General features: G+C 59.7%; 18 protein-coding genes and 1 pseudogene. 7 read left to right on the plus strand and 12 right to left on the minus strand.

Annotated elements, in window-relative coordinates; all coding sequences use genetic code 11:
- Positions 1-4 precede the first annotated feature (4 nt).
- The 5 genes from HZ99_RS19075 to rfbB are packed head-to-tail and all read right to left on the minus strand — an operon-like array spanning position 5 to position 6,070.
- Complete coding sequence (locus HZ99_RS19075) at positions 5-1,387, minus strand: sigma-54-dependent transcriptional regulator (RefSeq protein WP_038445219.1); 1,383 nt, start codon at positions 1,385-1,387, stop codon at positions 5-7.
- Positions 1,384-3,192: a sensor histidine kinase gene (locus tag HZ99_RS19080; RefSeq protein ID WP_038445221.1), complete on the minus strand. Its 1,809-nt coding sequence runs from the start codon at positions 3,190-3,192 to the stop codon at positions 1,384-1,386. The genes HZ99_RS19075 and HZ99_RS19080 overlap by 4 nt, the downstream gene beginning before the upstream one ends.
- A gap of 36 nt (positions 3,193-3,228) precedes the next feature.
- Entirely contained in the window at positions 3,229-4,119 is an 891-nt protein-coding gene (gene rfbD, locus HZ99_RS19085; protein ID WP_038445222.1) for a dTDP-4-dehydrorhamnose reductase, read from the minus strand.
- Complete coding sequence (gene rfbA / locus HZ99_RS19090; RefSeq protein WP_038445224.1) at positions 4,116-4,991, minus strand: glucose-1-phosphate thymidylyltransferase RfbA; 876 nt, start codon at positions 4,989-4,991, stop codon at positions 4,116-4,118. The genes rfbD and rfbA overlap by 4 nt, the downstream gene beginning before the upstream one ends.
- Positions 4,988-6,070 carry a dTDP-glucose 4,6-dehydratase gene (gene rfbB, locus HZ99_RS19095; RefSeq protein WP_038445226.1) on the minus strand — a complete coding sequence of 361 codons (1,083 nt, stop codon included), beginning with the start codon at positions 6,068-6,070 and terminating at the stop codon, positions 4,988-4,990. Before rfbB ends, rfbA begins: the two co-directional genes overlap by 4 nt.
- A 230-nt stretch (positions 6,071-6,300) precedes the next feature.
- Between rfbB and HZ99_RS19100 the strand changes: the two genes are divergently transcribed.
- From HZ99_RS19100 to HZ99_RS19115, 4 genes are all read left to right on the plus strand, one after another.
- The gene (locus HZ99_RS19100) at positions 6,301-9,210 is read left to right on the plus strand and encodes an aminotransferase (RefSeq protein ID WP_038445228.1); all 2,910 of its coding nucleotides are present in this window, start codon (positions 6,301-6,303) and stop codon (positions 9,208-9,210) included.
- 304 nt (positions 9,211-9,514) lie between these two features.
- A complete protein-coding gene (aguB, locus tag HZ99_RS19105) occupies positions 9,515-10,393 on the plus strand; it encodes an N-carbamoylputrescine amidase (protein WP_038445230.1) in 879 nt (292 codons plus the stop codon).
- 5 nt (positions 10,394-10,398) lie between these two features.
- On the plus strand, positions 10,399-11,511 hold the full coding sequence (gene aguA, locus HZ99_RS19110) for an agmatine deiminase (protein WP_038445232.1): 1,113 nt from the start codon (positions 10,399-10,401) through the stop codon (positions 11,509-11,511).
- A 218-nt stretch (positions 11,512-11,729) separates the two neighbouring features.
- Complete coding sequence (locus HZ99_RS19115; protein WP_038445234.1) at positions 11,730-11,942, plus strand: hypothetical protein; 213 nt, start codon at positions 11,730-11,732, stop codon at positions 11,940-11,942.
- Positions 11,943-12,013: 71 nt separating this feature from the next.
- On the opposite strand, the gene HZ99_RS19120 is transcribed toward HZ99_RS19115, so the two are convergent.
- Positions 12,014-14,086 carry a TonB-dependent receptor gene (locus HZ99_RS19120; protein WP_038445236.1) on the minus strand — a complete coding sequence of 691 codons (2,073 nt, stop codon included), beginning with the start codon at positions 14,084-14,086 and terminating at the stop codon, positions 12,014-12,016.
- Positions 14,087-14,394: 308 nt separating this feature from the next.
- Here HZ99_RS19120 and HZ99_RS19125 point away from each other — a divergent pair, with 308 nt between their 5' ends.
- Positions 14,395-15,372 (plus strand): IS5 family transposase, encoded by a 978-nt coding sequence (locus tag HZ99_RS19125; RefSeq protein WP_033902000.1) that lies wholly within the window; start codon positions 14,395-14,397, stop codon positions 15,370-15,372.
- 378 nt (positions 15,373-15,750) lie between these two features.
- Positions 15,751-17,042: pseudogene (locus HZ99_RS19130) on the plus strand (OprD family porin).
- 75 nt (positions 17,043-17,117) lie between these two features.
- On the opposite strand, the gene HZ99_RS19135 reads toward HZ99_RS19130, so the two are convergent.
- From HZ99_RS19135 to HZ99_RS19155, 4 genes are all read right to left on the minus strand, one after another.
- Positions 17,118-18,683: a M48 family metallopeptidase gene (locus HZ99_RS19135; RefSeq protein WP_038445238.1), complete on the minus strand. Its 1,566-nt coding sequence runs from the start codon at positions 18,681-18,683 to the stop codon at positions 17,118-17,120.
- 12 nt (positions 18,684-18,695) lie between these two features.
- Positions 18,696-19,061 carry a hypothetical protein gene (locus tag HZ99_RS19140; RefSeq protein WP_038445240.1) on the minus strand — a complete coding sequence of 122 codons (366 nt, stop codon included), beginning with the start codon at positions 19,059-19,061 and terminating at the stop codon, positions 18,696-18,698.
- Positions 19,062-19,098: 37 nt separating this feature from the next.
- Entirely contained in the window at positions 19,099-20,442 is a 1,344-nt protein-coding gene (locus HZ99_RS19145) for a CHASE2 domain-containing protein (protein ID WP_038445242.1), read from the minus strand.
- Positions 20,443-20,751: 309 nt separating this feature from the next.
- The gene (locus tag HZ99_RS19155; RefSeq protein ID WP_038445246.1) at positions 20,752-21,636 is read right to left on the minus strand and encodes an EamA family transporter; all 885 of its coding nucleotides are present in this window, start codon (positions 21,634-21,636) and stop codon (positions 20,752-20,754) included.
- Positions 21,637-21,755: 119 nt separating this feature from the next.
- Between HZ99_RS19155 and HZ99_RS19160 the strand changes: the two genes are divergently transcribed.
- Positions 21,756-22,553 (plus strand): AraC family transcriptional regulator, encoded by a 798-nt coding sequence (locus HZ99_RS19160; protein ID WP_038445248.1) that lies wholly within the window; start codon positions 21,756-21,758, stop codon positions 22,551-22,553.
- A gap of 1,517 nt (positions 22,554-24,070) precedes the next feature.
- Here HZ99_RS19160 and HZ99_RS19170 read toward each other — a convergent pair.
- Positions 24,071-24,934 (minus strand): hypothetical protein, encoded by an 864-nt coding sequence (locus tag HZ99_RS19170; protein ID WP_014336076.1) that lies wholly within the window; start codon positions 24,932-24,934, stop codon positions 24,071-24,073.
- Positions 24,935-24,945: 11 nt separating this feature from the next.
- A complete protein-coding gene (locus HZ99_RS19175) occupies positions 24,946-25,626 on the minus strand; it encodes a hypothetical protein (RefSeq protein WP_038445253.1) in 681 nt (226 codons plus the stop codon).
- Between the last annotated feature and the right edge of the window lie 3 nt (positions 25,627-25,629).

Below are 25,629 nucleotides of genomic sequence, written 5' to 3' on the forward strand. Positions count from 1 at the left end.
AAGGTCACTCGTCATCGGCGTGGGCGTTGCCGCTGTCGGCAAAGTTCAGCCCATGCTTGCGCAACTTGTCATGCAGGGTCTTGCGTGGCACCCCCAAGGCTTCGGCCAAGCTGCGCACGGAGCTGTGGGGGCGACCGAGTTCGGCGGCGATCAAGGCTTTTTCAAAATGTTCGACTTGCTCGCTCAAGCCCCCGGTAGATATCGGTACACCCGGCGCCGGGCCGTCCGGTGTGCTGTCCAGGGCCAGTTCCAGGCCGAGGGCGAAGCGTTCGGCGACGTTTTGCAACTCCCGCACGTTGCCTGGCCAGTTATGGCGCAACAACATTGCCCGTTGGCCGGGTTGCAACTCGTGCAGTGGCAGGCCGTGGCGGCTGCTGGCCTCGTCAGCGAAGTGCTGGAACAGCATCAAGGCATCTTCACCACGCTCGCGCAGAGGTGGAATGCGCAGCGGCGCGACATTCAGGCGGTAGTACAAGTCGGCACGAAAGCGGCCCTGGTCGGCGGCCTGGCGCAGGTCTTCCTTGGTGGCGGCGATGATGCGGATATCCAGCGGGATCTGCTGGTTGCCCCCCAGGCGCTCGACCACGCGCTCCTGCAGCAGGCGCAGCAACTTGACCTGCACATCCAGGCTCATGCTCTCGATTTCATCGAGGAACAACGTGCCGCCGTTGGCAAACTCGAATTTGCCGATCCGCCGCTTCTGCGCGCCGGTAAAGGCCCCCGGCTCATGGCCGAACAGCTCGCTTTCCACCACGGATTCGGCCAGGGCGCCGGCGTTGATGGCGACGAAGGGCCCGGCCCGGCGGTTCGACAGGTCGTGCAGGGCGCGTGCCACCACTTCCTTGCCGGCACCGGTTTCGCCCAGGATCAGCACATCGGCACGGGTCGCTGCCAGCGCGCCAATCTGCTCGCGCAAGCGCAGCATCGGCGCCGACTGCCCCACCAGGCGCGTGCTCAACTGCTGGCGATCACTCAGGGCCAGGCGCAGGCTGCGGTTGTCCAGCACCAGCCGGCGCAATGACAGGGCGCGGCGCACGCTGTCGAGCAGGGCGTCGCTGGCAAAGGGCTTTTCGAGGAAGTCATAAGCGCCGGCGCGCATTGCCTGCACCGCCAAGGGCACATCGCCGTGGCCGGTGATCAGCAGCACCGGCAACTCCGGGTCCTGGCCATGGAGCTCGGCGAGCAATTCCAGGCCGTCCATGCCGGGCATGCGAATGTCGCTGACCACTACGCCTGGCCAATCCCGCGACAGGCGCGTGGTCAGGCCGCTGGCTTCGCCAAGGGGCAGGACTTTCAGCCCGGCCAGGTCCAGGGTCTGGCACAGGGCCTGACGCAGGTGTGGATCATCGTCGATCAACACCACCTGAATCTGGTTATCGATACTCATACACTGCGGTCCTCGGACGGTTGCAGACTGACGCCGGGGGCTCCGGCGCGCAGTTTCAAGGTTATCAGTGCGCCGCCTTCCTTGTGGTTGGCGAACAGCAGTTCACCCCCAAAGGCGCGCATCAGGGTGTCACAGATGGCCAGGCCCAACCCGAGGCCCTGGGTGCGGGTCTTGGTGGTGTAGAAAGGCTCGCCGGCGCGACCCAGGGCTTCCATGCAGAACCCCGGCCCGTTGTCGCGGATGTACAGGTTGACGCCTTGATCGGTGGATTCGGCACTCAGCCACAGTTTGCGCGGCGGGCCTTTTTCGGTCAGCGCGTCCAGGGCATTGGCCAACAGATTGCCCAGCACCTGGCGCAGGCGGGTTTCCCCGGCCTCCACCCACAGGGAGGCCTCTGGCAAATCGCGGATCAGTTCCACTTCCATGGCCCGCCGGCGCTTGGCCAGTAGTGCCAGTGCGTCATCCAGGGCCGGCTGCAGGGCCACGCTTTCCGGGGCATGCCGGTCGCGGCGGGCAAAGGCGCGCAAATGGGCGATGATCGAGGCCATGCGCCCGGTCAGCTCACTGATCAGTTTGAGGTTGCCCCGGGCGTCGTCGGTGCGCTGGTGGTCGAGGAGGATTTCGGCGTTTTCCGCGTAGCTGCGAATGGCGGCCAGGGGTTGGTTGAGTTCATGACTGATACTCGCGGACATAGTGCCCAGCGCCGACAGTTTGCCGGCCTGGACCAGATCGTCCTGGGCACGCACCAGTTCCTGCTGGGCATTTTCGCGCTCCAGCACTTCCTGGCGCAGGCGGCGGTTGAGGCCTTCGAGGTCGCTGGTCCGTTCGGCCACGCGCATTTCCAGCTCACGCCGGGCCTTGGCTTCAAAGGCGATGCGTTCCAGGTAGTGGCGACGGCGTTGCATCATCAGGCCGAGCAGCAGCATCAGCACCAGCAAGGTCGCGCCACCCACGGCGACCACGGTACGCACGGGGCGGTCGATCAGAGTGCGCGGGGCAAGGATTTCCACGTTCCAGCCGGTTTCGGCAATTTCGGCCGATTGCCGTAGCCAGGCGCTGGAGTTGAAATTCAGGGGCTGCGGATCGCGGGTAGGGTAGGGCTGGATCGCGATGATCGCCTGGCGCTCGGCCTCGGTCAGTGGCCGGGTGGCGCGAAAGCGCCATTGCGGGCGTGAGGTCAGGATCACTACGCCGTTGTGGTCGGTGACCAGCAATTGCTCAGGCGTCTGGCCCCAGAGGCTCTCGGTGTGGTCCAGGTCGACCTTGACCACCAGCACGCCGATCACATGCTCGTCTTCGCGCACCGCGGCTGCGAAGAAGTACCCACGCTTGGCCGAGGTGGTGCCCAGGCCGAAGAAACGTCCCAGGCGCCCGGCCATGGCTTCACTGAAATAAGGCCGAAAGGAAAAATTACGGCCGACGAAGCTGTCCTGTTTGTCCCAGTTCGAGGCGGCCAGGGTCTTGCCGCGCGTATCCATCAGGTACATCACTTCCACGCCCGCCTGGGCTGCTACCTGCTTGAGCAACTGGTTGGCGGCGACCAGGTTGGTGCTGACGTGGGGCGCTGCCAGGGCCGTGCGCAGGGCTGGCAGGTCGCCGAGGATCTGCGGCAATACTTCGTAGCGGTGCAGGGTGCCCAGCAGGTTGGCGACGTACAGGTCCAGGGTCTGGCGGTTTTGCCCGGCCAGTTCACTGCGGTAGTAATGCTCGGCCAGATGCTCCAGCGGCCACAGCAGCGGCGCCAGGCACAATGCCAGCAAGGCCAGGCTGCGCCAGCGGGGTCTTCGCGGGAGGGGTGGAGTCATGGGGGTCATGCGCCTGTGGGTACAGGCGCATTATGCCTAGTGCTGCTGTGCAAGACACTCGCGCAATGCTTCGCGCCATTGTGGCTGGCCGACCTGCCACTGTTGTTGCAGGCGGCTGCAATCCAGGCGCGAGTTCAACGGGCGCTTGGCGGGCGTCGGGTAGTCACTGGCGGGAATCCCTTCAAGTGTGGCGCACGCCTTGCCTTCGGCCAGCAGTTGCTCGCCGATGGCCTGGGCAAAGCCGAACCACGAGGTCTCGCCCTGGGCCGTCAGGTGATAGACGCCCCAGTCTCCGGCCTGGCCGGCCTGCCAGCGCTCGATCAGTGCCCGGGTGCTGTTGGCGATGGTCCCGGCCCAGGTCGGCGCGCCGATCTGGTCGGCGACGATACGCATCTGCGGTTTTTCCTGGAGCAGGCGCTGCATGGTCAGCAGGAAATTCTTGCCGTGGCTCGAATACACCCAACTGGTACGCAGGATCAGGTACTGACCGCCCACCGCCGCGATAGCCTGTTCGCCTGCCAGTTTGCTCTTGCCGTAGACGCCCAACGGGTTGGGCACATCGTCTTCGGTATAGGGCGCAGGTTTGCTGCCGTCGAACACATAGTCGGTGGAGTAGTGGATCAACGGGATGCCCAGGGTCTTGGCTTCTTCGGCCAGGATACCGGGCGCCGTAGCGTTGATCGCGAACGCAGCGTCGGGCTCGTTTTCGGCCTGGTCGACAGCGGTATGCGCCGCCGCGTTGATGATCAGCCCCGGGCGATGGCTGCGCACCTGCTGGCGGATCTGCCCGGGGTTGGCCAGGTCGAGCTGGTCGCGACCGAGCACGATCAGTTCGCCCAGGCCCTGGAGCCGCTGTTGCAGTTCACGGGAAACCTGGCCGTGTTGGCCGGTGATGAGGATTTTCAACGGCGTACCGCTCACATTCATTTGGTTTCCCCGGCGAGGCTGAACAGGTACTGGCCATAGCCAGTCTTGCCGAAGTACTTGGCCCGCTCAAGCAAATGGTCGCGGTCGATCCAGCCATTTTCGTAGGCGATTTCTTCCAGGCAAGCCACTTTCAGACCCTGGCGGTGCTCGATGGTCTGAACATAGATCGAGGCTTCCAGCAGGCTGTCGTGAGTGCCGGTATCGAGCCAGGCAAAACCACGGCCGAAACGCTCGACGTGCAAGTCACCACGCTTGAGGTAGGCATTGTTGACGTCGGTGATTTCAAGTTCGCCGCGTGGCGATGGCTGGACGGCCTTGGCAATCTTGACCACATCATTGTCATAGAAGTACAGGCCGGTCACGGCATAGCTGGACTTCGGCCTGGCGGGTTTTTCTTCGATGGAAAGGGCGCGGCCTTCCCCGTCGAAATCAATCACGCCGAAGCGCTCCGGGTCCTTGACCCAGTAGCCGAACACCGTGGCGCCGGTTGGACGCTTGGCGGCGGTGCGCAGTTGTTCGCTGAAGTGCTGGCCGTGGAAGATGTTGTCCCCCAGGATCAGGCACACCGGATCATTGCCGATGAATGCTTCGCCGATCAGGAAGGCTTGCGCCAACCCATCGGGAGAAGGTTGCTCCGCATAGCTGATCTGTACGCCGAACTGGCTGCCGTCACCCAGCAGATTGCGGTATTGCGGCAAATCCACCGGCGTGGAAATCACGAGGATCTCCTTGATTCCGGCGAGCATCAGCACGGAAATCGGGTAGTAGATCATCGGTTTGTCGTACACCGGCAGCAACTGCTTGGAAACCCCCAGGGTAATGGGGTGCAGGCGCGTCCCGGAGCCACCGGCCAGTACGATTCCCTTCATCATGCAATCAGGTCCTTCGCATCGGTGTTACCGAGGCGTTCGCCCTGATAGCTGCCGTCCTGGACCCGGCGGCACCATTCCAGGTTATCCAAGTACCACTGCACGGTCTTGCGCAGGCCAGTCTCGAAAGTTTCTTCAGGAACCCAACCCAATTCACGTTCGATCTTGCTGGCATCGATGGCGTAGCGCTGGTCGTGGCCTGGGCGATCCTTGACGAAGGTGATCAGGTCGGTGAACTGGGCAACGCCGGCCGGGCGCTGTGGCGCCAGCTCTTCGAGCAGTGCGCAGATGCCGCGGACCACGTCGATGTTCTTCTGCTCGTTGTGCCCGCCGATGTTGTAGGTCTCGCCCACGACGCCTTCGGTGACCACTTTGAGCAGCGCGCGGGCGTGGTCTTCGACAAACAGCCAGTCGCGTACTTGCAGGCCATCGCCGTACACCGGCAGGGCCTTGCCCGCCAAGGCATTGAGGATCACCAGCGGGATCAGCTTCTCGGGGAAGTGGAACGGCCCGTAGTTGTTCGAGCAGTTGGTCAGCAGCACTGGCAAGCCGTAGGTGCGCTGCCAGGCGCGGACCAGATGGTCGGATGCCGCCTTGCTGGCGGAGTAAGGCGAGCTTGGCGCGTAAGGTGTGGTTTCGGTGAACAGGTCATCCACACCGTGCAAGTCGCCATAGACTTCGTCGGTGGAGATGTGATGGAAGCGGAAGGCGCTCTTGGCCGGCTCTGCCAACTGTTGCCAGTAGGCGCGAGTGGCTTCAAGCAGGCTGTAGGTGCCGACGATGTTGGTCTGGATGAAATCCGATGGGCCGTCGATGGATCGGTCGACATGGGACTCGGCCGCCAGGTGCATGATGGCTTGGGGCTGGAAGCGTGCCAGGACGGCGCTGACGGTGGCCTGGTCGATGATATCGGCCTGGACGAACTCGTAGCGGCTGTTGGTCGCGATGCTGGTCAGCGACTCAAGATTGCCGGCGTAGGTCAGTTTGTCGAGGTTGAGGACTTCATGTTCAGTGTTTTGAATCAAATGGCGGATCAGTGCGGAACCGATAAAACCGGCGCCACCGGTAACAAGAATACGCATGTCGAGAGGCCTTTTCCTTAGACGGACATTGAGCGAAATGGGGCATAGCTTGCGGGCTTGCGGTGCCCGGTGCAAGGGGCGGTGGTCAGATTGGCCCCGGCTTGTGTGCTCCACGAAGTTGTTTATAGAGGTTGTTGGTTTGGCAGAAGACACTTCTATCGGGTCGGGGTTGCATCAGATGTACTAACAATGGCGATATAAGCACCGAATAAATAACCAGGGGCTGTCACATGTTGCTCGATACATTGATCCACCGCGCCAGTTTGCCGTGCCCACAGGTCAGCCCGCAGCAGGCTTTGCAGTTGCTTGAGCAGCATTACGGCCAGAGCGGCACGCTGCAGTCCCTGGGCAGCCAGCAAGACCTCAATTACCGGGTCGAGAGCGAGCGTGGCCGCTTCGTCCTGAAAATCTGCCGTGGCGAGTACGCCGCTGTCGAGTTGCACGCCCAGCACGCGGCCCTTGCGCACTTGCAGGAGCAGGCCGGGGTCCGGGTGCCGAAGGTCGTCAGTACCCTCGGCGGCCAGCAGTTGGTGAGCGTGACGGTGGACGGGCAGCCCTTGCACCTGCGGTTGCTGGACTATATCGAAGGCCAGCCTGTGACCCATCTGCCGCACCTGGGCCGTGAGGTGATCGAAGGTTTTGGCCGGTTGTGCGGGCAGATGAGCCAGGCCTTGGCTGGTTTCACCCATGCGGGCCTGGAACGCACCCTGCAATGGGACCCGCGTCATGCTGGCGAGCTGATCAGCCATTTAGTGTCGACACTCGACAACCTGCCGCACCGCGCGGCCCTGGAGCGGGTCGCGACACAGTTCGAGCAGCGCATCCGGCCCCTGGCCGGGCAATTGCCCTGGCAGGCCGTGCATATGGATATCACCGATGACAATGTGGTGTGGCAGCGCGATGCCCAGCGGCATTGGCAGGTGCAGGGTGTCATCGATTTCGGTGACCTGGTGCACACCTGGCGGATCGCCGATCTGTCGGTGACCTGCGCCGCGTTGTTGCATCACGCCGAGGGCGATCCGTTTGCGGTCCTGCCGGCGATCCAGGCGTTTCACGCCCTGACGCCCTTGCAACCGCAGGAATTGCAGGCGTTGTGGCCGCTGATCGTGGCCCGCGCGGCGGTATTGGTGTTGAGCAGTGAACAGCAGCAGCGCCTGGACCCGGATAACAGCTACCTGTTGAAGAATGCCGAGCATGAGTGGGAAATCTTCCAGGTTGCCACCTCGGTACCGTTTGAGTTGATGGAGGCGGCGATCCTGGAGTGCGCCGGTAGAAGCCTGGCGCCGATGTCCAGTGAAGGCTTTGCCCCGCTGCTCCCGGGTCTGGAGGGGCGCGAGTTCGCGCTGATCGACCTGGGCGTACTCAGCCCGCACTTCGAGGCGGGAAACTGGGAAACCCCCGGCATTGATCAACAGCTGTTGCAGCAGGCGGCAGCAGTGCATGGCTTGGCGGCCAGCCGTTATGGTCAATATCGCCTGTCCCGCACGCGCACCGACTGCGCGGGCGAACCCGATACTTTCGCGCTGCATGTCGAATTGCGTGCCCCCCAGGGCACTGCCGTGCAAGCGCCGTTTGCCGGTAGCCTGCGCAGCACTGCCGATGGTGGGTTATGGGTGCACAGTGCTGCCTTGAATGTACGACTGTGGGGCGTAAAAACCCCATTGAAACCTGGCGCAGCGGTGCTCAAGGGCCAGGTCCTGGGGGAGGTTGGCGGACCATTGACGGTGCAGTTGTGCCGGGCCGATCTTGAGCCGCCGTTGTTCTGTACGCCATCGCGCGCGGCGGCCTGGCAGGCGTTGTGTCCCTCGCCGGCGACGCTGCTGGGCCTTGCCTGTGACGCCGAGCCGGAGCTTGACCCAGAAGCCTTGCTGGCCCGGCGCGATGCCAGTTTTGCGCGCTCGCAGAAGCACTATTACGCCGACCCGCCGCGCATCGAGCGCGGTTGGCGCAACCATTTGATCGACATGCAGGGCCGTTCGTATCTGGACATGCTCAACAATGTCGCGGTGCTGGGCCACGGCCATCCGCGCATGGCCCAGGTGGCGGCGCGGCAGTGGTCGTTGCTCAACACCAACTCGCGCTTTCATTATGCCGCGATCGCCGAGTTTTCCGAGCGCCTGCTCGCGCTGGCACCGGACTCCATGGACCGGGTGTTCCTGGTCAACAGTGGCACTGAAGCCAACGACCTGGCGATCCGCCTGGCGTGGGCCTACAGCGGCGGGCGCGACATGCTCAGCGTGCTGGAGGCCTACCACGGTTGGTCGGTGGCCGCCGATGCGGTGTCCACCTCCATCGCCGACAACCCCCAGGCCTTGAGCAGCCGGCCGGACTGGGTGCATCCCGTGACTGCGCCCAATACTTATCGTGGCGAATTCCGTGGCCCGGACAGTGCGCCGGATTATGTGCGCAGCGTGGAGCACAACCTGGCGAAGATCGCGGCCAGCCAGCGCCAGTTGGCGGGTTTTATCTGCGAGCCGGTGTACGGCAATGCAGGTGGGATTTCTCTGCCGGCGGGCTACCTGCAACAGGTGTACGCGCGGGTGCGCGCCCAGGGCGGGGTGTGCATTGCCGATGAAGTGCAGGTCGGCTACGGGCGCATGGGCCATTTCTTCTGGGGCTATGAAGAGCAAGGCGTGGTGCCGGACATCATTACCATGGCCAAGGGCATGGGTAATGGCCAGCCTCTGGGGGCAGTGATTACTCGCCGGGAAATCGCTGAGGCACTGGAGGCCGAAGGGTATTTCTTCTCTTCCTCGGGTGGCAGCCCGGTCAGTTGCCGGATTGGCATGGCGGTGCTGGATGTGATGGAGGAAGAAAAACTCTGGGAAAACTCCCAGGTGGTCGGCGGGCATTTCAAGGCACGGCTGCAAGCGTTGATCGAGCGCCATCCCTTGGTGGGAGCGGTACATGGCTCGGGCTTCTATCTGGGGTTGGAGTTGGTGCGCGATCGGCAGACGCTGGAACCGGCCACCGCAGAGACCGCCCGGTTGTGTGACCGCCTGCGTGAGCTGGGGATTTTTATGCAGCCAACCGGAGACTATCTGAACATCCTCAAGATCAAGCCGCCGATGGTGACGTCTAAACGCAGCGTGGATTTCTTTGTCGACATGCTGTCGAAGGTGTTGGATGAAGGGTTGTAGACACCTTTCTATGAGTTGAAATGAGATCACCACTGTGGGAGCGGGCTTGCTCGCGAAAGCGGTGTATCAGTGACAGATTTGTAGACAGGCACACCGCTTTCGCGAGCAAGCCCGCTCCCACAAGGGCGACGGTGTTTCAAACTTTAACCCGATTGTTATCGGGAATATTTTGATTTTTTTCGATGGGTGGAGATCTGCAAGCTTTAAAAGCCGATTTTTATCCGCTATAAAGTCGCCCAGTATTCCCCTTTCTGTCATCGGCCCCGGTTATCCTGGCCGCTGACCACCGCCCAGGAGATGATTCATGAGCCGTATCGTTACCGTCGCCGCTACCCAGATGGCTTGTTCCTGGGACCTTGAAGCCAATATCGAGACCGCTGAAAAGCTGGTCCGTGAGGCCGCTGCCAAAGGCGCGCAGATCATCCTGATCCAGGAGCTGTTCGAAAGCCCGTACTTCTGCCAGAAGCCAAACCCGGACTATCTGCAACTGGCGACCCCGGTTGCAGAAAACGTGGCCATCAAGCATTTCCAGAAAGTCGCCAAGGAACTGCAAGTGGTCCTGCCGATCAGCTTCTTCGAGCTGGCTGGCCGTGCGCGTTTCAACAGCATCGCGATTATCGATGCCGACGGTTCCAACCTCGGGATTTATCGTAAAAGCCACATCCCGGATGGCCCTGGCTACCACGAGAAGTACTACTTCAACCCGGGCGATACCGGTTTCAAAGTGTGGAGCACCCGCTACGCGAAAATCGGCGTGGGCATCTGCTGGGACCAATGGTTCCCGGAATGCGCGCGCAGCATGGCGCTGCAAGGTGCGGAAATCCTGTTCTACCCGACCGCCATCGGCAGCGAGCCACACGACAAGACCATCTCGTCCCGCGACCACTGGCAACGTGTGCAACAAGGCCATGCCGGTGCCAACCTGATGCCGCTGATCGCCAGCAACCGTATCGGCAACGAAGAGCAGGACGGCTACGACATCGACTTCTACGGTTCGTCGTTCATTGCCAACCAGTTCGGCGAGAAAGTCCAAGAGCTCAACGAAACCGAAGAAGGCATCCTGGTGCACAGCTTCGACCTCGATGAGCTGGAGCACATCCGCAGCGCGTGGGGCTCGTTCCGTGATCGTCGGCCCAACCTGTACGGCGCGCTCAAGACCCTCGACGGTTCCCTGGAGTCCTGATCGCCATGACCACTTTGCACAGCACGCCTCGCGCTGACGGCTTCCATATGCCAGCCGAGTGGGCACCCCAGACCCAGGCCTGGATGATCTGGCCCGAGCGCCCGGACAACTGGCGCCTGGGCGGCAAGCCGGCGCAGGCCGCCCATGTGGCGGTGGCCAAGGCCATTGCGCGTTTTGAACCGGTGACCGTCGCGGTTTCCGCAGGCCAGTACGAAAACGCCCGGGCACGCCTGGATGTGCCGAATATTCGCGTGGTGGAGATGTCCAGCGACGATGCGTGGGTACGCGACAGCGGGCCAACCTTTGTGATCAATGACCAGGGCGAAGTCCGTGGCGTCAACTGGGATTTCAACGCCTGGGGCGGGTTTGACGGCGGCCTGTATGTACCGTGGAACCGCGATGCCCAGGTGGGCGGCAAGATCCTTGAGATCGAGCGCAGCCCGCGTTACCGCACTGAGGGTTTTGTGCTCGAAGGCGGCTCGATCCACGTCGATGGTGAAGGCACCCTGATCACGACCGAGGAATGCCTGCTCAACCGCAATCGCAACCCGCACCTGGATCGCGGGCAGATCGAAGCGGTACTGAGTGCCAACCTGGCTGTGGATAAGATCATCTGGCTGCCTGACGGCCTGTTCAACGATGAAACCGACGGCCATGTGGATAACTTCTGCTGCTACGTGCGCCCGGGCGAAGTGTTGCTGGCCTGGACCGATGACCCGCAAGACCCGAACTATGCACGCTGCCATGCCGCCATGGACGTGCTGCAAAACAGCACCGATGCCAAGGGCCGCGCATTTACCGTGCATAAAATGCCGATCCCGGGGCCGCTGTACGCTACTGAGGAAGAATGCGCCGGTGTCGACCCGGTGGATGGTTCCCAGGAGCGTAATCCGACCGTGCGACTGGCCGGCTCCTACGTCAACTTTCTGATCGTCAACGGCGGCATCATCGCGCCGAGCTTTGATGATCCGTTGGACAGCCGTGCCCAGGAAATCCTCCAGGGCCTGTTCCCGCAACATGAAGTGGTGATGGTGCCAGGCCGTGAGCTGTTACTGGGCGGGGGCAATATCCACTGCCTGACCCAACAACAGCCTGCGCCGCACAAAAACCGAGGGTAGTTGTAACAGGCGATTTCGTTGTGACATGACGGATCGCTGGCCAGTGCGCCAGGCAACAACAGCAAGCCCATGGCCCGTCGGGGTCGTGGGTTTTTTTGTACCTGCAGGCCTATAAACCGGGCACCTGGGCGTAGTGCTTGTATCGGCGTGATGACTGCACAGTTCTGTCATAAACCTTGAGTAAGTTAGCCGCTCAAGCAGTAGGAGAGAGCGCTGAAATGAACGCCGATATCAACCTTGTCTATAAACGCGCGCCCCATCCCCTGGCAGTGCGGGGTGACGCGATTCACGCACTGGCACTCTGGTTGAAGGCAAATGGCTCGCGGCGCATCAGGCAGACTGATCCGCGACGGGTGATGCGTGAGCGCTATCCGGCGGGGTTGTTCAGTGAGGATGAAGTGCAGATGCTGTGCGAATTGATCCAGGACTGAATACCCGGATGTGAGGCTTGTGTAGGAGCTGGCAAGCCAGCTCCTACAGGAAGTGGTAGCAGTGGGGTGGGTTAGAAGTTATAGGTCCCGGTCACGACCAGGCTGCGCGGGTCACCGAACTGAATCTGGTTGGCGCTGGTTGCCGACGCGTAGTACGTCTTGTCGCTGATGTTGTTCAGCGCCGCTTTTACATCCCATTCCTTGTGCCGGAACCCTGCCAGTGCGTCCCAGCGGCCATATCCGGGCAGCACCACAGTATTGGCGTTATCGGCATAACGCTCGCCCACCAGGGTCAGGCCGGTCTCGGCGTACCAGCCCATCTGCGGTTTCCAGGTGACAAACAGGCTGGCGTTGCGCTTGGCCACGTCGCTGATGCGTTTGCCTTCAAAGCCGTTGTTGTCTTTCACCACCTTGGCATCCTGCAAGCCGACGCCGCCGCGCACGTACCAGTTGCCGGCGATTTTGCCGGTGGTGGTCAGTTCGACCCCTCGGGAACGTTGTATACCGCTGAGCAGGGTGATCAACGGGTTCTCCGGGTCGCGGGTGCGGCGGTTGTACAGTTCCAGCTCATACACGGCCAGGGTGGTGCTCAGGCGGTCGTCGAGCCAATCGCTCTTGACCCCGATTTCCTTTTGCTTGGTCAGCTCGGGGCTCAGGTCGTTGGCATTTCCCGCAGCATTCGGGGTGATGCCGATCAGGCCGCCGCCGGTAGGGGAAAACGTCTTGCTCCAGGACGCGTAGAACGAGTGGTTCTCAACCGGCGTCCACACCACGCCCAGCCGTGGGCTGGTGTTGTGGCTGTCGACCTTTTGCCGAACGTTGGTGATCTTATTGGTGGTGTCCACTTCAAAACGGTCGTAGCGCAAACCGGCGAGCACCTGCCACTGATCGTTCAGGCGCAGTTGGTCCTGCACGTACAGGCCCTGGCTTTCGACTTCGGTGTGGTTGTTGCTGGAGATTTTCACCGGTCCGGTATGGCTCAGGTGCCGGTTGGGGCGGTTCAGATCAAGGCCGGGCACTGTTGCAGTTACCGCGCTGTACAGCTTCGGATCGCGGCGCTGGCTGCCCAACTCCACACCGGTCAGCAGGCGGTGTTCCAGGCCAAAGGTGTCGAAGCCACCTTCGAGCTCGACGTTGTTGAACACATTGCGCGTCGTCAGGTCTTGCTGCCAGCGCTGGCGCGCGACCTGGTTGGTCACCGGGTTGTAGCCGGTCTGGTAAGTGTTGTCGAAATCACTGTCGAGCTTGAACACGCCCAGAGTGTGGCGCAGTTGCCAGGTGTCGTTGAGTTCATAGGCGAGCTTGGAGCGCAGGGATTGGGTGGTGTCGTCGATATAGTCACGAGGGTCGCCGTACGTGGTGTCGCGGCTCACATTGGCCGGACGACCGCGCACGCCAGGGATACCGCGGTCCGGGGTGCGGTCGTAGCGGCTGTATTCGTACTGCACCAGCCAGTTCAGTTGTGGGGTCAGTTGCCAGCTTATCGACGGCGCAAACAGTTTGCGGTTGCCGCTGATATTGTCGCGGAAACTGTCAGTGTCCTCGTTGCCCATGTTCAGGCGCAGGCTGATGTTCTCGGTAGGGTCGGCGCTCAAGTCGGTGTACAGGCTACGCAGCCCGTTCGTGCCGCCCTGGGCTTCGATGCTGGAAGCACGCCCGGCCTGGGGCAGCTTGCTGACGCGGTTGACGATCCCGCCCTGGCCGCCGCGCCCGTACAACACGGCGGCGGGGCCCTTGAGCACGTCGATGCGTTCGATGTTGTGCAGGTCGCGCACGTATTGGCTGTCGTCACGGATGCCGTCGAGGTAGAAATCGCTGCTGGCTTCGAAGCCGCGGATGCGCAAGCTGTCAAAGCGCGTATCGGCACCGCTGCTGACGTTGGGGATCCCACTCAAGGCCTGGCCCAGGTCATTGGTACCGTAGGCGCGCAGGTTGTCGGTTTTTACCGAGTCGATCGCCTGGGGCACGTAGCGCACTGGCGTGGTCGTGCGCGTGGCTGTGTTGGTGTCTTTGACACGTGGATCGTCCTCGTCAGCTTCGGCGCTGATGGAGGTGGCGGGCAGTGTGGTGGCGGCGCAGGCAAATCCGGCGCACAGCAGTGCAGAAAGCCCAAGGGTCATGGGCGTCAGGCGAGGGGCAGGCATTGAGGGGCGCATCCGTAAGAGGGAGGGAAATAACGCGCGAATGATAATGCTTGCTATTTGCGTACGTTAATTATTCCTGCGTTTCGCCCCTTGATAAATATTTCAAATTGTTTCTGGGTGTGATTTTTATGGAATTTTACACCCCATGGAAAATGCGTTACCTGCCAGCGGCTTATTCACGGGATGAATTGGGCGAGCGTATATATCGCGTAAATAATGGCTAAATAATATCGCTTAGGGAAACTCTGAAAAAGACTTCCAAATCTGGTGAGATACGGCTGTCCCACGAACTGAACGGTTGAGCCCCGATGAAGCAAATGTCTTTCGCTGATGCCGAGTACGCAGGCAAACGTAAGCAGACCCGCCGTGAGCGTTTCCTGATTGAGATGGATCAGGTCGTGCCCTGGAAAGGCCTGATTGCGTTGATCGAGCCGCATTATCCGAAGGGTGAAGGCGGTCGTCCGGCGTATCCGTTGATGGCCATGCTGCGGGTTCATCTGATGCAAAACTGGTTCGGCTACAGCGATCCGGCGATGGAAGAGTCCCTCTACGAAACCACGATTCTGCGCCAGTTTGCCGGGCTGCATTTGGATCGGATTCCGGATGAAACCACGATCCTCAACTTCCGCCGGCTGTTGGAAAAACATGAGCTGGCCGGTGGGATTTTGCAGGTCATCAACGGCTATTTGGGCGACCGAGGTTTGCTGCTGCGTCAGGGAACTGTGGTCGATGCGACGATCATTCATGCGCCCAGTTCGACCAAGAACAAGGACGGTAAACGCGACCCCGAAATGCACCAGACAAAGAAAGGAAATCAGTACTATTTCGGGATGAAATCGCACATCGGTGTCGATGTTGAATCCGGTCTGGTACATAGCGTGGTGGGCACGGCGGCGAATGTGGCGGACGTGACTCAGGTCGATCAGTTGCTGCATGGCGAGGAAACTTACGTCTCTGGCGATGCCGGTTACACCGGCGTGGAGAAGCGTGCGGAGCATCAACATCGCCAGATGATCTGGTCGATCGCAGCGCGCCCCAGCAGCTATAAGAAGCATGCAAAAAAGAGCCTGATCGGTCGCATGCGCCGCAAAATCGAATACGCGAAAGCTCAAGTCCGGGCCAAGGTTGAGCATCCATTCAGGGTGATCAAGCGCCAGTTTGGTTATACGAAAGTCCGCTTCCGAGGCTTGGTGAAAAACACCGCGCAGCAGACCACACTGTTTGCCTTATCGAACCTGTGGATGATGCGAAAACGACTGTTGAATGCAGGCGAGGTGCGCCTGTGATGTGGACAATGAGCCCTGAAAAGGTGCTATTCCGCAAAAAACAGTGAACTGACAGGAGGAAAGGTCTGATTTTCGATTAAGTCGGTGTTTTTTGAACCTCAGACAGCGAGGCCGTTAAAAACGGCTGCTTACTTCAGACCTTCCTTAGACTTTTTTTGCCTAAATACAGACGATTCACTAAATTGACAGGTAGTTGAGGGCACGGATAGGATTCGCCTCAACGCCTGTGGCTAACCGCCATGACTTCTCCAATATTAAAGGCCTGCGGCGTATTTCAGTCGTCCGCAGGCCTTTTGTTATCCGGGGAAAGTCGATACAAAAAAAGCTAACGGAGTCAGGTGTCACAGCGCGTACTCAACCAGTAATAGGAATAAGAAAATGTTGAATAAACGGATGGGTCTGCTTGCTCTGGGGATTTTGAGCGCTACTCAGGCAATGGCAAACGACCAGGAGCAATCCAAAGGCTTCGTGGAAGGCAGTCACCTGAACATCGCGGCGCGTAATGCGTATATCAGCCGCGATTACAAAGATGGTGGTCAGGATAAAGCCGAGTGGGGCCAAGGCTTCATCGGTAAGTTCGAGTCCGGCTTCACCCAAGGCACCGTCGGTGTGGGTGTGGACGTGATCGGCCAATACGCCATCCGTCTGGACGGTGGTAAAGGTCGCAGCGGCGCTGGCGGCATCAACTTCTTCAAGCAAGGCGACAGCGGCGCAGCACCACACGACCTGGCCAAGGGCGGCGCAGCCGTCAAGGCACGCATCTCCAACACTGTGCTGAAGTACGGTGACCAGATGCCAGCCGTACCTGTCCTGCAGTACGACAACTCCCGTCTGTTGTCGGAAACCTATACCGGTACCTCGATCGTCTCCAAAGAGATCAAGGGTCTGGAGCTGCAAGGTGGTTACTTCACCAAGGAAGCCCAAAAAGGCGCCGAAGGCACCGACAGTGGCAACCTGAAAAACATCGCCTACCTGGGCGGTAGCTACAAGTTCACCGAAAGCCTGTCGGCCGCGCTGTACGCTTCCGACATGGAAGACGTGCTGAAGAAGCAATACGTCAACGTCAACTACGTGCTGGCCCTGCCACAAGAGCAGTCGCTGACGTTTGACTTCAACGGCTACAAGACCAAGCTGGACAAGAGCTTCGCCCAGCTGACCCAAGGTGATGCTGACGCCCGCGACAACAAAATCTGGAGCCTGGGCGCCACTTGGGCCTTCGGTCCGCACAGCCTGACCCTGGCTCACCAGCGCAGCACCGGTGACACCGGCTACATGTATGGCGGCTACCGTAACAACACCCGTGGCAGCGGCATCGGCGACGGTGGCAACACCATCCTGCTGGCCAACTCCTACTGGTCTGACTTCAACGCTAAAGACGAGCGCTCCTGGCAGGTCGGCTACGGCATTGACTTCAGCTCCTTTGGCGTTCCGGGCCTGACCTACAACATTGCCTACGTGCGCGGCACCAACATCGACGACGGTAGCGTGGCGATGGCACCGAGCGTGAAATCTTCAACCAGTTCAAGTACGTGGTACAGAGCGGCCCGGCTAAAGACCTGAGCCTGCGTGCCCGCGCGTCGTGGTTGCGTGTTTCGACCAACGCCAACAACTACAACGTGGGCGGTAACGAAATCCGTCTGTTCGCCGACTACCCGATCAACGTGTTCTAAGATCGTGCGTCGTGCCTGATGCCAGGCAATAAAAAGCCCCGACTTGTCGGGGCTTTTTTATGGCGGCCTGAAACCCTACGCCTTCACCTGCGCCAGCTTCTGGCAGTTGGCCTTGCGTGCCGGGTATTGCCCGCACTTGCGCAGTACGCTTTGCACCTGCTGGGTGTTTTGCAGTTGCTGGTTGGCTAGCAGCTTCTCGGTGATAAACAACTCTTCCGAGCCCAGGTTGCGCTCGGCCTTATCGATCATCGCCAAGGCTGCCTGGCCGTCGCCGCGCTTGAGGTAATAGCTGATCATCAAGTCATAGGTCGAAGGCCCGGCCAGGGACCAGTCCTTGATCGCTTTCAGTTCCTTGAGCGCATCGGCATTTCTGCCCTGGGCCAGGCGCACGGTGTAGGCCGTGCGGCGGATGTTTGGCTGGTCCTTGACCGGTGAACTCAAGGCGCGACGGATAAAGGCCTCGGCCTCGGGCACCTTGTTTTTCTCCAGGGCTGCCGTGGCGGCGTAGGCGTCCTTGTAGCCCTGCATGGCCTTGGCGACTGGCGTGGCGTCACGCACCTTTGGCCAACTCGTGGTGTTGACCCGGGCGCGGCGCTCCTTGCGGTACTCGCGTTGCAGGTATTGGCGCAGTTCGGTGTCACGATCAAGGGCGGACATGTGGGAGCGGTTGAAGTACTGGCTGGTGGCGCTGAGGGTGGTGTTCAAGCCGTCCTTGACCAGCACGTCCAGTTCTTTGGTGAAGCGGTCGAGGTTGAACTGCTGCAACGAGTCTTGCATCGCGTTCTTGCGTGCGGTGAGAAAGCCCGTCAGCAGTGGCTTCTGCTTGCCCTGGAAATCATTCAGGCGCTCCAGGCTGTGGGTCGCGGCACGGGGGGCGTAGCCGGCACGAATCATCAGGTCGGTGCCGAGCAAATCCGCCTGGTCTTCCTGGCTACGGCCCCAGGCGGTGCTCCAGACGTTGTCGGAAAAGCTGTTGGCCAGCGAGGTATACAGCACGGTATTGCCGATGGTTTTTTGTGTGCCCGCCGGGTCTTTGCTGAACAGCTTCATGGTGCCTGAACTGCGATCCACCCCGGTGTTGGCTGCTACGGTTGCCAGTGCCACCGTTGAGGCCACGGTGGTGAACATGTCTTTTTGCTGCTGGAATGCTGCGGCGCGGTCGTGGTGATGCAGCAGCACGTGGCTCATTTCATGGCCGAGCATGGCGGCGATTTCATCTTCACTGCCGACGTTTTCCAACATGCCCAGGGGCACGAAGATATTGCCGTACGGGTCCGCCGACGGCCCGAAGCTATAGCTGTCGGTGATCTTCACCTGCAGCAGCGGCAATTCCCCTGGCCAACCCTTGGACAGGCGCGTGACGATGCCCTGCAAGTACACCTGCAGCATCGGGATATCCACCAGGTTTTGCTGGCGTGCCTCGGCCGCCGGCACGGTACGTCCGTCATAACTCAAGCGTTGCTGGCCTGCGCGTTGCGGGTCGAGTTTGTAGTACTGGCGCACATCGGCGTTATCCACATAGTGGCCCTGGACCCGCGACTGGGTCGACGGTCCCACCAGGTTCAGAAACGCCTGGTCTGCGCCCTTCAAGGTGGCGCAGCCGCTGAGCAAGGCACTGGCCAGCAATAGATATCCCTTCACCGCGATACTCCTTTATTGATTGCAGCCGGCACCGTAGCCCAGAGTGGAATTGTTGCGGCTGTCGCTGACCAGGCTCTGGGGCATTTGCTGGCACGGCAGGCTCATGACATGCAGTGGCGGTTCTATCCGCAGGTCCCTGGTGTCCAGCCAGACTTTCTGCCCAGCCAGTTCCACCTGGACCAACTCCAGCGCCTTGTTGAGCTGCAACACGGGAACGGGCTGCTTGGGTGTGTCTTTGTGCGCGATTTCCCGCTGCAGCTTGCCTTGCTCGTCTACCACCTCTACCGGGTCGGCCAGGAACGCCTTGATGACATGGGTTTCGGCCAGTACGCCCTGGCTGTAGAGGGCAGCGAGCAGCACGATGAGGGTTCTGTTCATCCTTGGTTTCCTTGAGTGAGACGACATGGCGGCACCCTCAGCGGCCACGGTCGAAGAACGCTTCGATCCGCTCGCTGAACAGCGCCAATGACAGCAAAACAATACCCAGCACGTTGACCAGGGTGATGTGGTTCAGATACAGCACCCCGCAGACCACCAGCAGCATCAGCATCACCAAGCCCCACGACGGGTAGGGCGAAGTGAAGAAGCGGATCTCCTGCTTGCGCCAGCGAGTCCAGGGATGCAGGCCGGCCAGGCGCCGGGCATGCAGGGCCTTGAGCACGATAATCAGCGCCAGCAACCCAAGCTCCAGCACGTCCACCCAATGCAGGTTCCAGCCCGGGAAATTGGCCGGCTCGCGGTCGTAATCCATACCCTTGTCGATCAGGTTGTCCAAGGCCATGGCGTGCAGGTAAACCCCCGGGATCAGCCCGTGCACGGGTGACTGCACCAGGTCGCCGGTGGAGGTGATACTGGCCCCGACCATCACCAGCCGGTCGCGCAGCAACGCTGCAACAAGCGCTTGATCCTGCGCCGAGCTGACTTCCAGATCGCTGGCCGACAGGGTCAGGCTGTAAGGGCATCGGGCCTGGGCTGAGTTATCCAGCTTCCAGAACACCGCCTGGAAAAACTGCGCCACCCAATCCAGCACAAAATTGCGCGGTGCTGCGCAATGGCGGATATCTGCGATCTGCGCCTGCTCGGCTGCCAGCTTCAAGCCCCATTGCACGGCTATTGGCTGCAAGCGTGAGGCGGCTTCGGCGTTTTCGGGCAACGCCGCGCACGCTGCGTCCTTGCAGAACTGGCGGTACAGCGCCAGGGCCGGGGTCTCCATCAGTCCCAGCGCGGTGGGCATCGCCAGCGGGTATTTGTCGTCCACGCCGTCCCACACCACCAGGCCCGGTTGGCTGAAGGCGGCAAATTGTTCGAGGGTATTGGCTTGCCCATTCTCGCCCCGCGTCACTCCGGTATTGGCCAGCAGCAAAGGAATGCCCCGGCGCTGATAGCGCTCGAACACATTGGCCAGCAACTGACTGCCCTGTGTCGGGTCGCCAAGGGAGTGATCGTGGCTGTACAGCAAGTCCACAAACACCGCCCTGGGTTTGTAGGCCAGCAGGCGCTTGAACAACTTACTCTGCTCGCTATACGGCATCGGCCATGAAGTGTTGTTGCGCATCAGGTAGGCGTCATCGATCAACACCACGGCGATATGTTGCTGGCCGGTGCTGGGATAGTTGCTGGAGAACATCCGGTTGAGCCATTGGGCGGACGCCTTGTCACTGGAGCTGGCCAGGCCGAAGGGGTCGAGCACCGCCAGCAGCACGATAAAAAACGCGAGCAAATAGCGACGGCGATTGAAAAGCGGGGGGTTCTTCGACATCCATGTCTCAATAAAAAAACGGCGGGGGCTATTGGGGCAGGTTTCCCGCAGTAACGCAGCGAATGCATGGGTTTTAAAGGACGGAGCGGGGGGTGTCAATTAGAAATATGGCTAAGTGCCATCTAGCTTGCCAGACTTTCATCCAAGCATCTTGATGTGATGCCTGGACGGACAGGTGCTTGCAGGTGCTCAGAAACTCCAGCGGGTGGAGAGCATCATTGTAAGGGCGGGGCTTTTTATGCAAGAGCGCGTTAGCCCATGCCGGAGCCATTGGCCTCATTTGGGGCAGCTCGGGTCGAGGGTGTAGAGCTATTTGCCGGGCGCGGCACTGCGTATTGGCTGGCGCCATTTCACCAACCCAACAGCCAGGGCAGACAGAATCAGCGCAATCGAGATCCCCTCATTCAAATCCACCTGATGCCCCAGCAACAGCATCGAACCGGTGATGCCAAACACAGGGATCAGCAACGACAGCGGCGCTACCTTGGATACCGGGTATTCACGCAGCAATAGATTCCAGCCCCAGTAACAAAAATGCGTGGCCGCGTAGACCTGAAACAACAGCGAAAACACCGTCAGCCATTCCACCTGTGCGGCCAGTGCGCTGAACGGCGCCGATCCATGGGCCAGCCAGGTCAGCAGCAGCAACGGAATCGGCGGGAACAGGCTGGCCCACACCACAAAGGCAAACATCTCACGCACTTTCGAGTGCTTGATGATGACATTGCCTACGCTCCAGCTGAACGCACTGACCAGCAACAAGCCATAGCCCAGCGTCGTAGCCTCGCCCGGGCTGTTGGCAATAATGCCGACCAGTCCCACTGTTGCCAGCCCTACCCCCAGGATCTGGCCGACATTCAGTTGCTCGCGAAACAACAACACGCCCCAACCCAGGGTAAAAAAGGCACTGAACTGGATCAGCAGGGCCGCGGTGCCTGGCGGTACCCCCAGTTCAATCCCCAGGTTGATCAAGGCCCACATCGCCACCCCGAAAATCAAGCCATAAGCCACCAACCACTTCATTCCAATGGCTGGACGCGGTACAAAAAACACCCATGGCAACGCCGCCAATGTAAAGCGCAGGGCGGTCAGCAACAGCGGATCGATCCCCGCCAGCCCCAGCCTGGTAATCGGAAAATTCAGCCCCCAGACCGCCGTCACCAACACGGCCAGGGCCAGATGTTTCTTTTGCATGGTGTTCTGATCCCACAAAGCAGCGCCGGCACCTGTGTGCGCCAGCCAAGGCGCAACTATGCGCAATAGGTGTGATGGCTCGCTTGCACTATCAGGTCATTAATCATTAAATCCGGGCCATGCGCGAAACTGAAATCGATCCCTACGAAAACACCCCCCGCGACGCGGTGGTCACGGCCAACGACTACCTCGATGGCCAGCACTTTGCGCGGCATACCCATCGTCGCGGGCAATTCGCCTATGCCGCCTGCGGCGTGATTACCGTCTTCACCCAGCAGGGCAACTGGGTCGTGCCGCCGCACCGCGCCATCTGGGTCCCGGCGGGCGTGCCCCATGAAATGAGCATGAGCGGCCCCGTGACCATGCTCAACACTTACATCCACAACCCCGCCGCAACCCGGCTCAACCTGCCCGCGCACTGCCAGGTCTTCGGTGTATCGACGCTGTTGCGCGAACTGCTGAGCCGTGCCATCGACATACCGGCGCTGTACGAAAAGGAACATCTGCACGGCCGCCTGATGAGCCTGCTGCTCGACGAAATAGCCGATATGCGCCCCCTGTCACTCAATGCCCCGATCCCCAGCGACCCCCGGCTGGCCCTCATCTGCCGCAACCTGCTGGAACAACCCTCACTGGAAACCGGAATCGACGACATGACCCAACGCGTCGGCATGAGCCGCCGCACCTTCACCCGGTTGTTTCGCCAGCAAACGGGAATCAGCTTTGTGCAATGGCGCCAGCAAGCGTGCTTGTTGGCAGCGGTGGTCAGGTTGGGGAATGGGGAGTCGGTTACCCGGGTGGCGATTGATCTGGGGTATAGCAGTTCGAGTGCGTTTACGAGTGTGTTCAGGCGGGTATTGGGGGAGGTACCGAGTCGGTACTTTGCTAAGGCATCAGGTTGGCATCGTCTTCCATGATTGGTAGGCCGATGCAACGTTCAGCGTGCCGTAGGACTCAGCGACGGCTTTGACCAGCAAGTTGCGTGAATAGCCTTCAAATCAGGCATTGGCCTCGATTTTTCGGAATTCTCTGGCCGCTTCCGGTTCTATGCGGTCAAGAATGCAAAACTGATTTCTACCCTTGCTGATCTTCACCGTCCTGATCTCGCCGGCCCAACTATAGATAGTTGAGAACAGGGCGCGAGAACCTTCCTATCGTGTTTGCTTTCGCCACAGTCTGCGAAGGTCACGGCACCGAGGGTGGTTGCTTGGGGTGGGGGGCTCATTGTTGGCCTCCTGAATACGGAAGGTCAAAAGCGCCCGCTGATTGCTTGACGACGCTGTAGTGTCTTCTTAACTCGGGATTCCACGCCCGGTCGCTGATGAGCAGCGACGTTAGGGGGGAGCGCGACAGCTTATGGGGCGCAACTCGCAGGGTGTAGGATTTGTCTGGTGGAATAATTCTCAGAAATATCAGCGGGGTGAGGTGAGAGCGGTGTTCAAAAATCCAATCCCCAGAAACAACAAAGCCCCCACATTTCTGTGAGGGCTTTGTTTTGTATGGTGCGGCACCAGGAGTCGAAAATTCTCACAACTAATTGATTTTTAAGTATTTTACTTCTATAGGCGCGTACTTCTATCTCTAAAACTATCCTCAGGCGCCCCCTCTGATGATTAACGAGTCAAGGAAAGCTAAAACAAGAACTTAGGGAATTACACTGCCTCGAGGTTTCGATATCGCAGACCCTCATAGTCGGATGATGGAGGGCACGACCCTACCGCTTAGGGTAAGCGACAGCACATGACCTCGTGTAAAAGGCAAAGCTCGATACTCTTTCAATTTGAGCTGACTGCTATAAATGCGTGGGAAGCGGCCATGGCGGAAAATGGCCGGAAGCTGAAAACAGTGCTAAAGAAATTTTAGCAAAAAAGCCCGGCAAGCGATTGAGCTTACCGGGCTTTCTATCTACATCAGTGAGGCTTGGATGGTGCGCTGTCGTCCGTCAGGTCGAGCGTACCTTGCTCACCGGCTCCTTCTGGTTGCTTCGCCTTCCGAACTTCATCTACCTCAAAGCAGAACGCGGTTTTACCAACCTCGTGTGCGAAAAGGCGTTTGCCGTTGCGGAGGGTAATGAAGGGTCTGCAAATCAAAGTCATACGGATTCTCCAAGAGAACCCGGAAGTACTTGCGACACTGCAAATGCCGCTAGTCAAGCAGGTGTTGTAAAGAGATCGATATGTACGTAGAATCTCTTCCCGAGTATGGAAACCTGACCTCCGGGTTTGTTTTCTAATTGTGCTTTGGAGTTCTGCAAAAACATCCATTGCACGGTTCAAATCGCCTGCCAATGCTGCAAACATTGGTGGGCTTTTTTGTCGATAAAAAAGCTATCGGCAATTATAATTATCCTGTCATATCATCTTGCCGTCAACCCTTCTCCTCTAATTTTCCCTTCGTTTTCAGGCCGTTGGCTCAGAAGTTGAGATTTTTTCACTCAGACGTCAAAAATTGGCTGCGCTGGGTCGCTTCGCAAGCTCACATAGTCAGCCTGCCATCTGATCAGGTTTAGCGACTGACCATAGGTCAGCGCCTCATCGGATATCACGTTGATTTCTGTCAGCTCGATCCATTCCCAAGCCTGATTCGCGCCTGTTCTGCAGCGGCTCAGAAAAAGTTCGTCGATGGCCTTTGCTGCAGCCAAGGCTGCTTCTTCCGCAGTCTCAGGATCTTCGTCGGTTTTGTAGAGAACCAAGATCGCGAGCTCGTAAAGATCGTCCGATCCTTCTCGGGTTCTCTCCGTCCCCTGATCAACGTCAAAGAACACTGCTGGAATGTGGTTCCCGGACTCTTTAAAAAGCCTGGCAAGTCGATCGGCAACCTTTGTATCTCGCAGCCTGCGGTCAAACTCGTCCGGGAACGATGATCGGCGATATCTTGCTGCTAGCCAGCGCTGGAAGATGCTTCGTTCCTGGCCGTTCATCAAGGCAGCCCGAGTCGGCTCGTAGGACACAAATGCCTTGGACGGATCCTTATGCTCCTTCTGAACCCTAACCCGCTTGCTTGCATCGAATTCGCAAAGTAAGTGCTCGTCCGTGCCAGTCAGTTCGATATGTAGGCGCCTCGCGGTTTTGCAGTGCGTATAGTTCCCATCAAGTTTGTCCGTCAGGACCTTCCCTAAAATGAGCTCCACCTCCGGTTCGCCGTATGCTAGCTGCGCAAGGTCGCAATCATGCGTGGCGACGGCTGCGATGATTTTTTCCTGGTCATCGCCGTCGATGGTGATGCCGAGCTGGGCGAGTGTTTCGCTATCGACAATATAACCTTGTCGCCACGGTGTTGATCGACTCCAGCTCACCATCAACTGCTACCTCATGCTCTGTCTTGCAAATGGGGTGAGCCGATCGACGCGAGATCTACGGCGGCCCGATTTCGAGTTTTCAGTCTCGAGTCCATTGCTGCACGTTGTGCGCCTTCCTTTTGAGCCATAGCGATGAGTTTCCCAGCTGCCTCTACACCCGACATGCCTCCGGCAACAGCTTCAAATAGAGATTTGCCGCCTGGGAGCTTCCGCTTGGCGTTCACTTGTCCTGCTAGCGGATGGGCCACGATACGATCGGCCGCTGCGGCCAGTTCGTAGAGCAGGGCTTGGTTGCCCTCTGAGATGTGCTCACCGGCTTGCCAGTTATAAATCGCCTGCCTCGAAACTCCGAAGATCAATGCCAATTCGGTCACCGCTGGTTTCAAGGTGTTGCGTACGTAAGACATAGCTTCTGCGGTTGTCCGTGGGGCAGTTGTTTGCTCATGCTTGGCGATGCCTTGAGCCGATTCTTTGTATTCCTTGCTAGCCCGGTTCTCGCGAGGTTGGGGTTGTGGTGACAAGGTTCCAAGGCATAGTGCAAAGGCAACAGTCAGGCCGTAGCCCCAAGCCAGTGCTGCGCTGCCTGCCGTGCGCTTGACCTTCTCTCGTTCGGATTCGAGATGCCGGCTTGCTGCATTAAATGATCGGTTTGCCATTCCCGGGTTTGGAGATGGCGCGTACATTGTGCTCATAGG

The sequence above is a fragment of the Pseudomonas fluorescens genome (assembly GCF_000730425.1).
Classification (GTDB): domain Bacteria; phylum Pseudomonadota; class Gammaproteobacteria; order Pseudomonadales; family Pseudomonadaceae; genus Aquipseudomonas; species Aquipseudomonas fluorescens_X.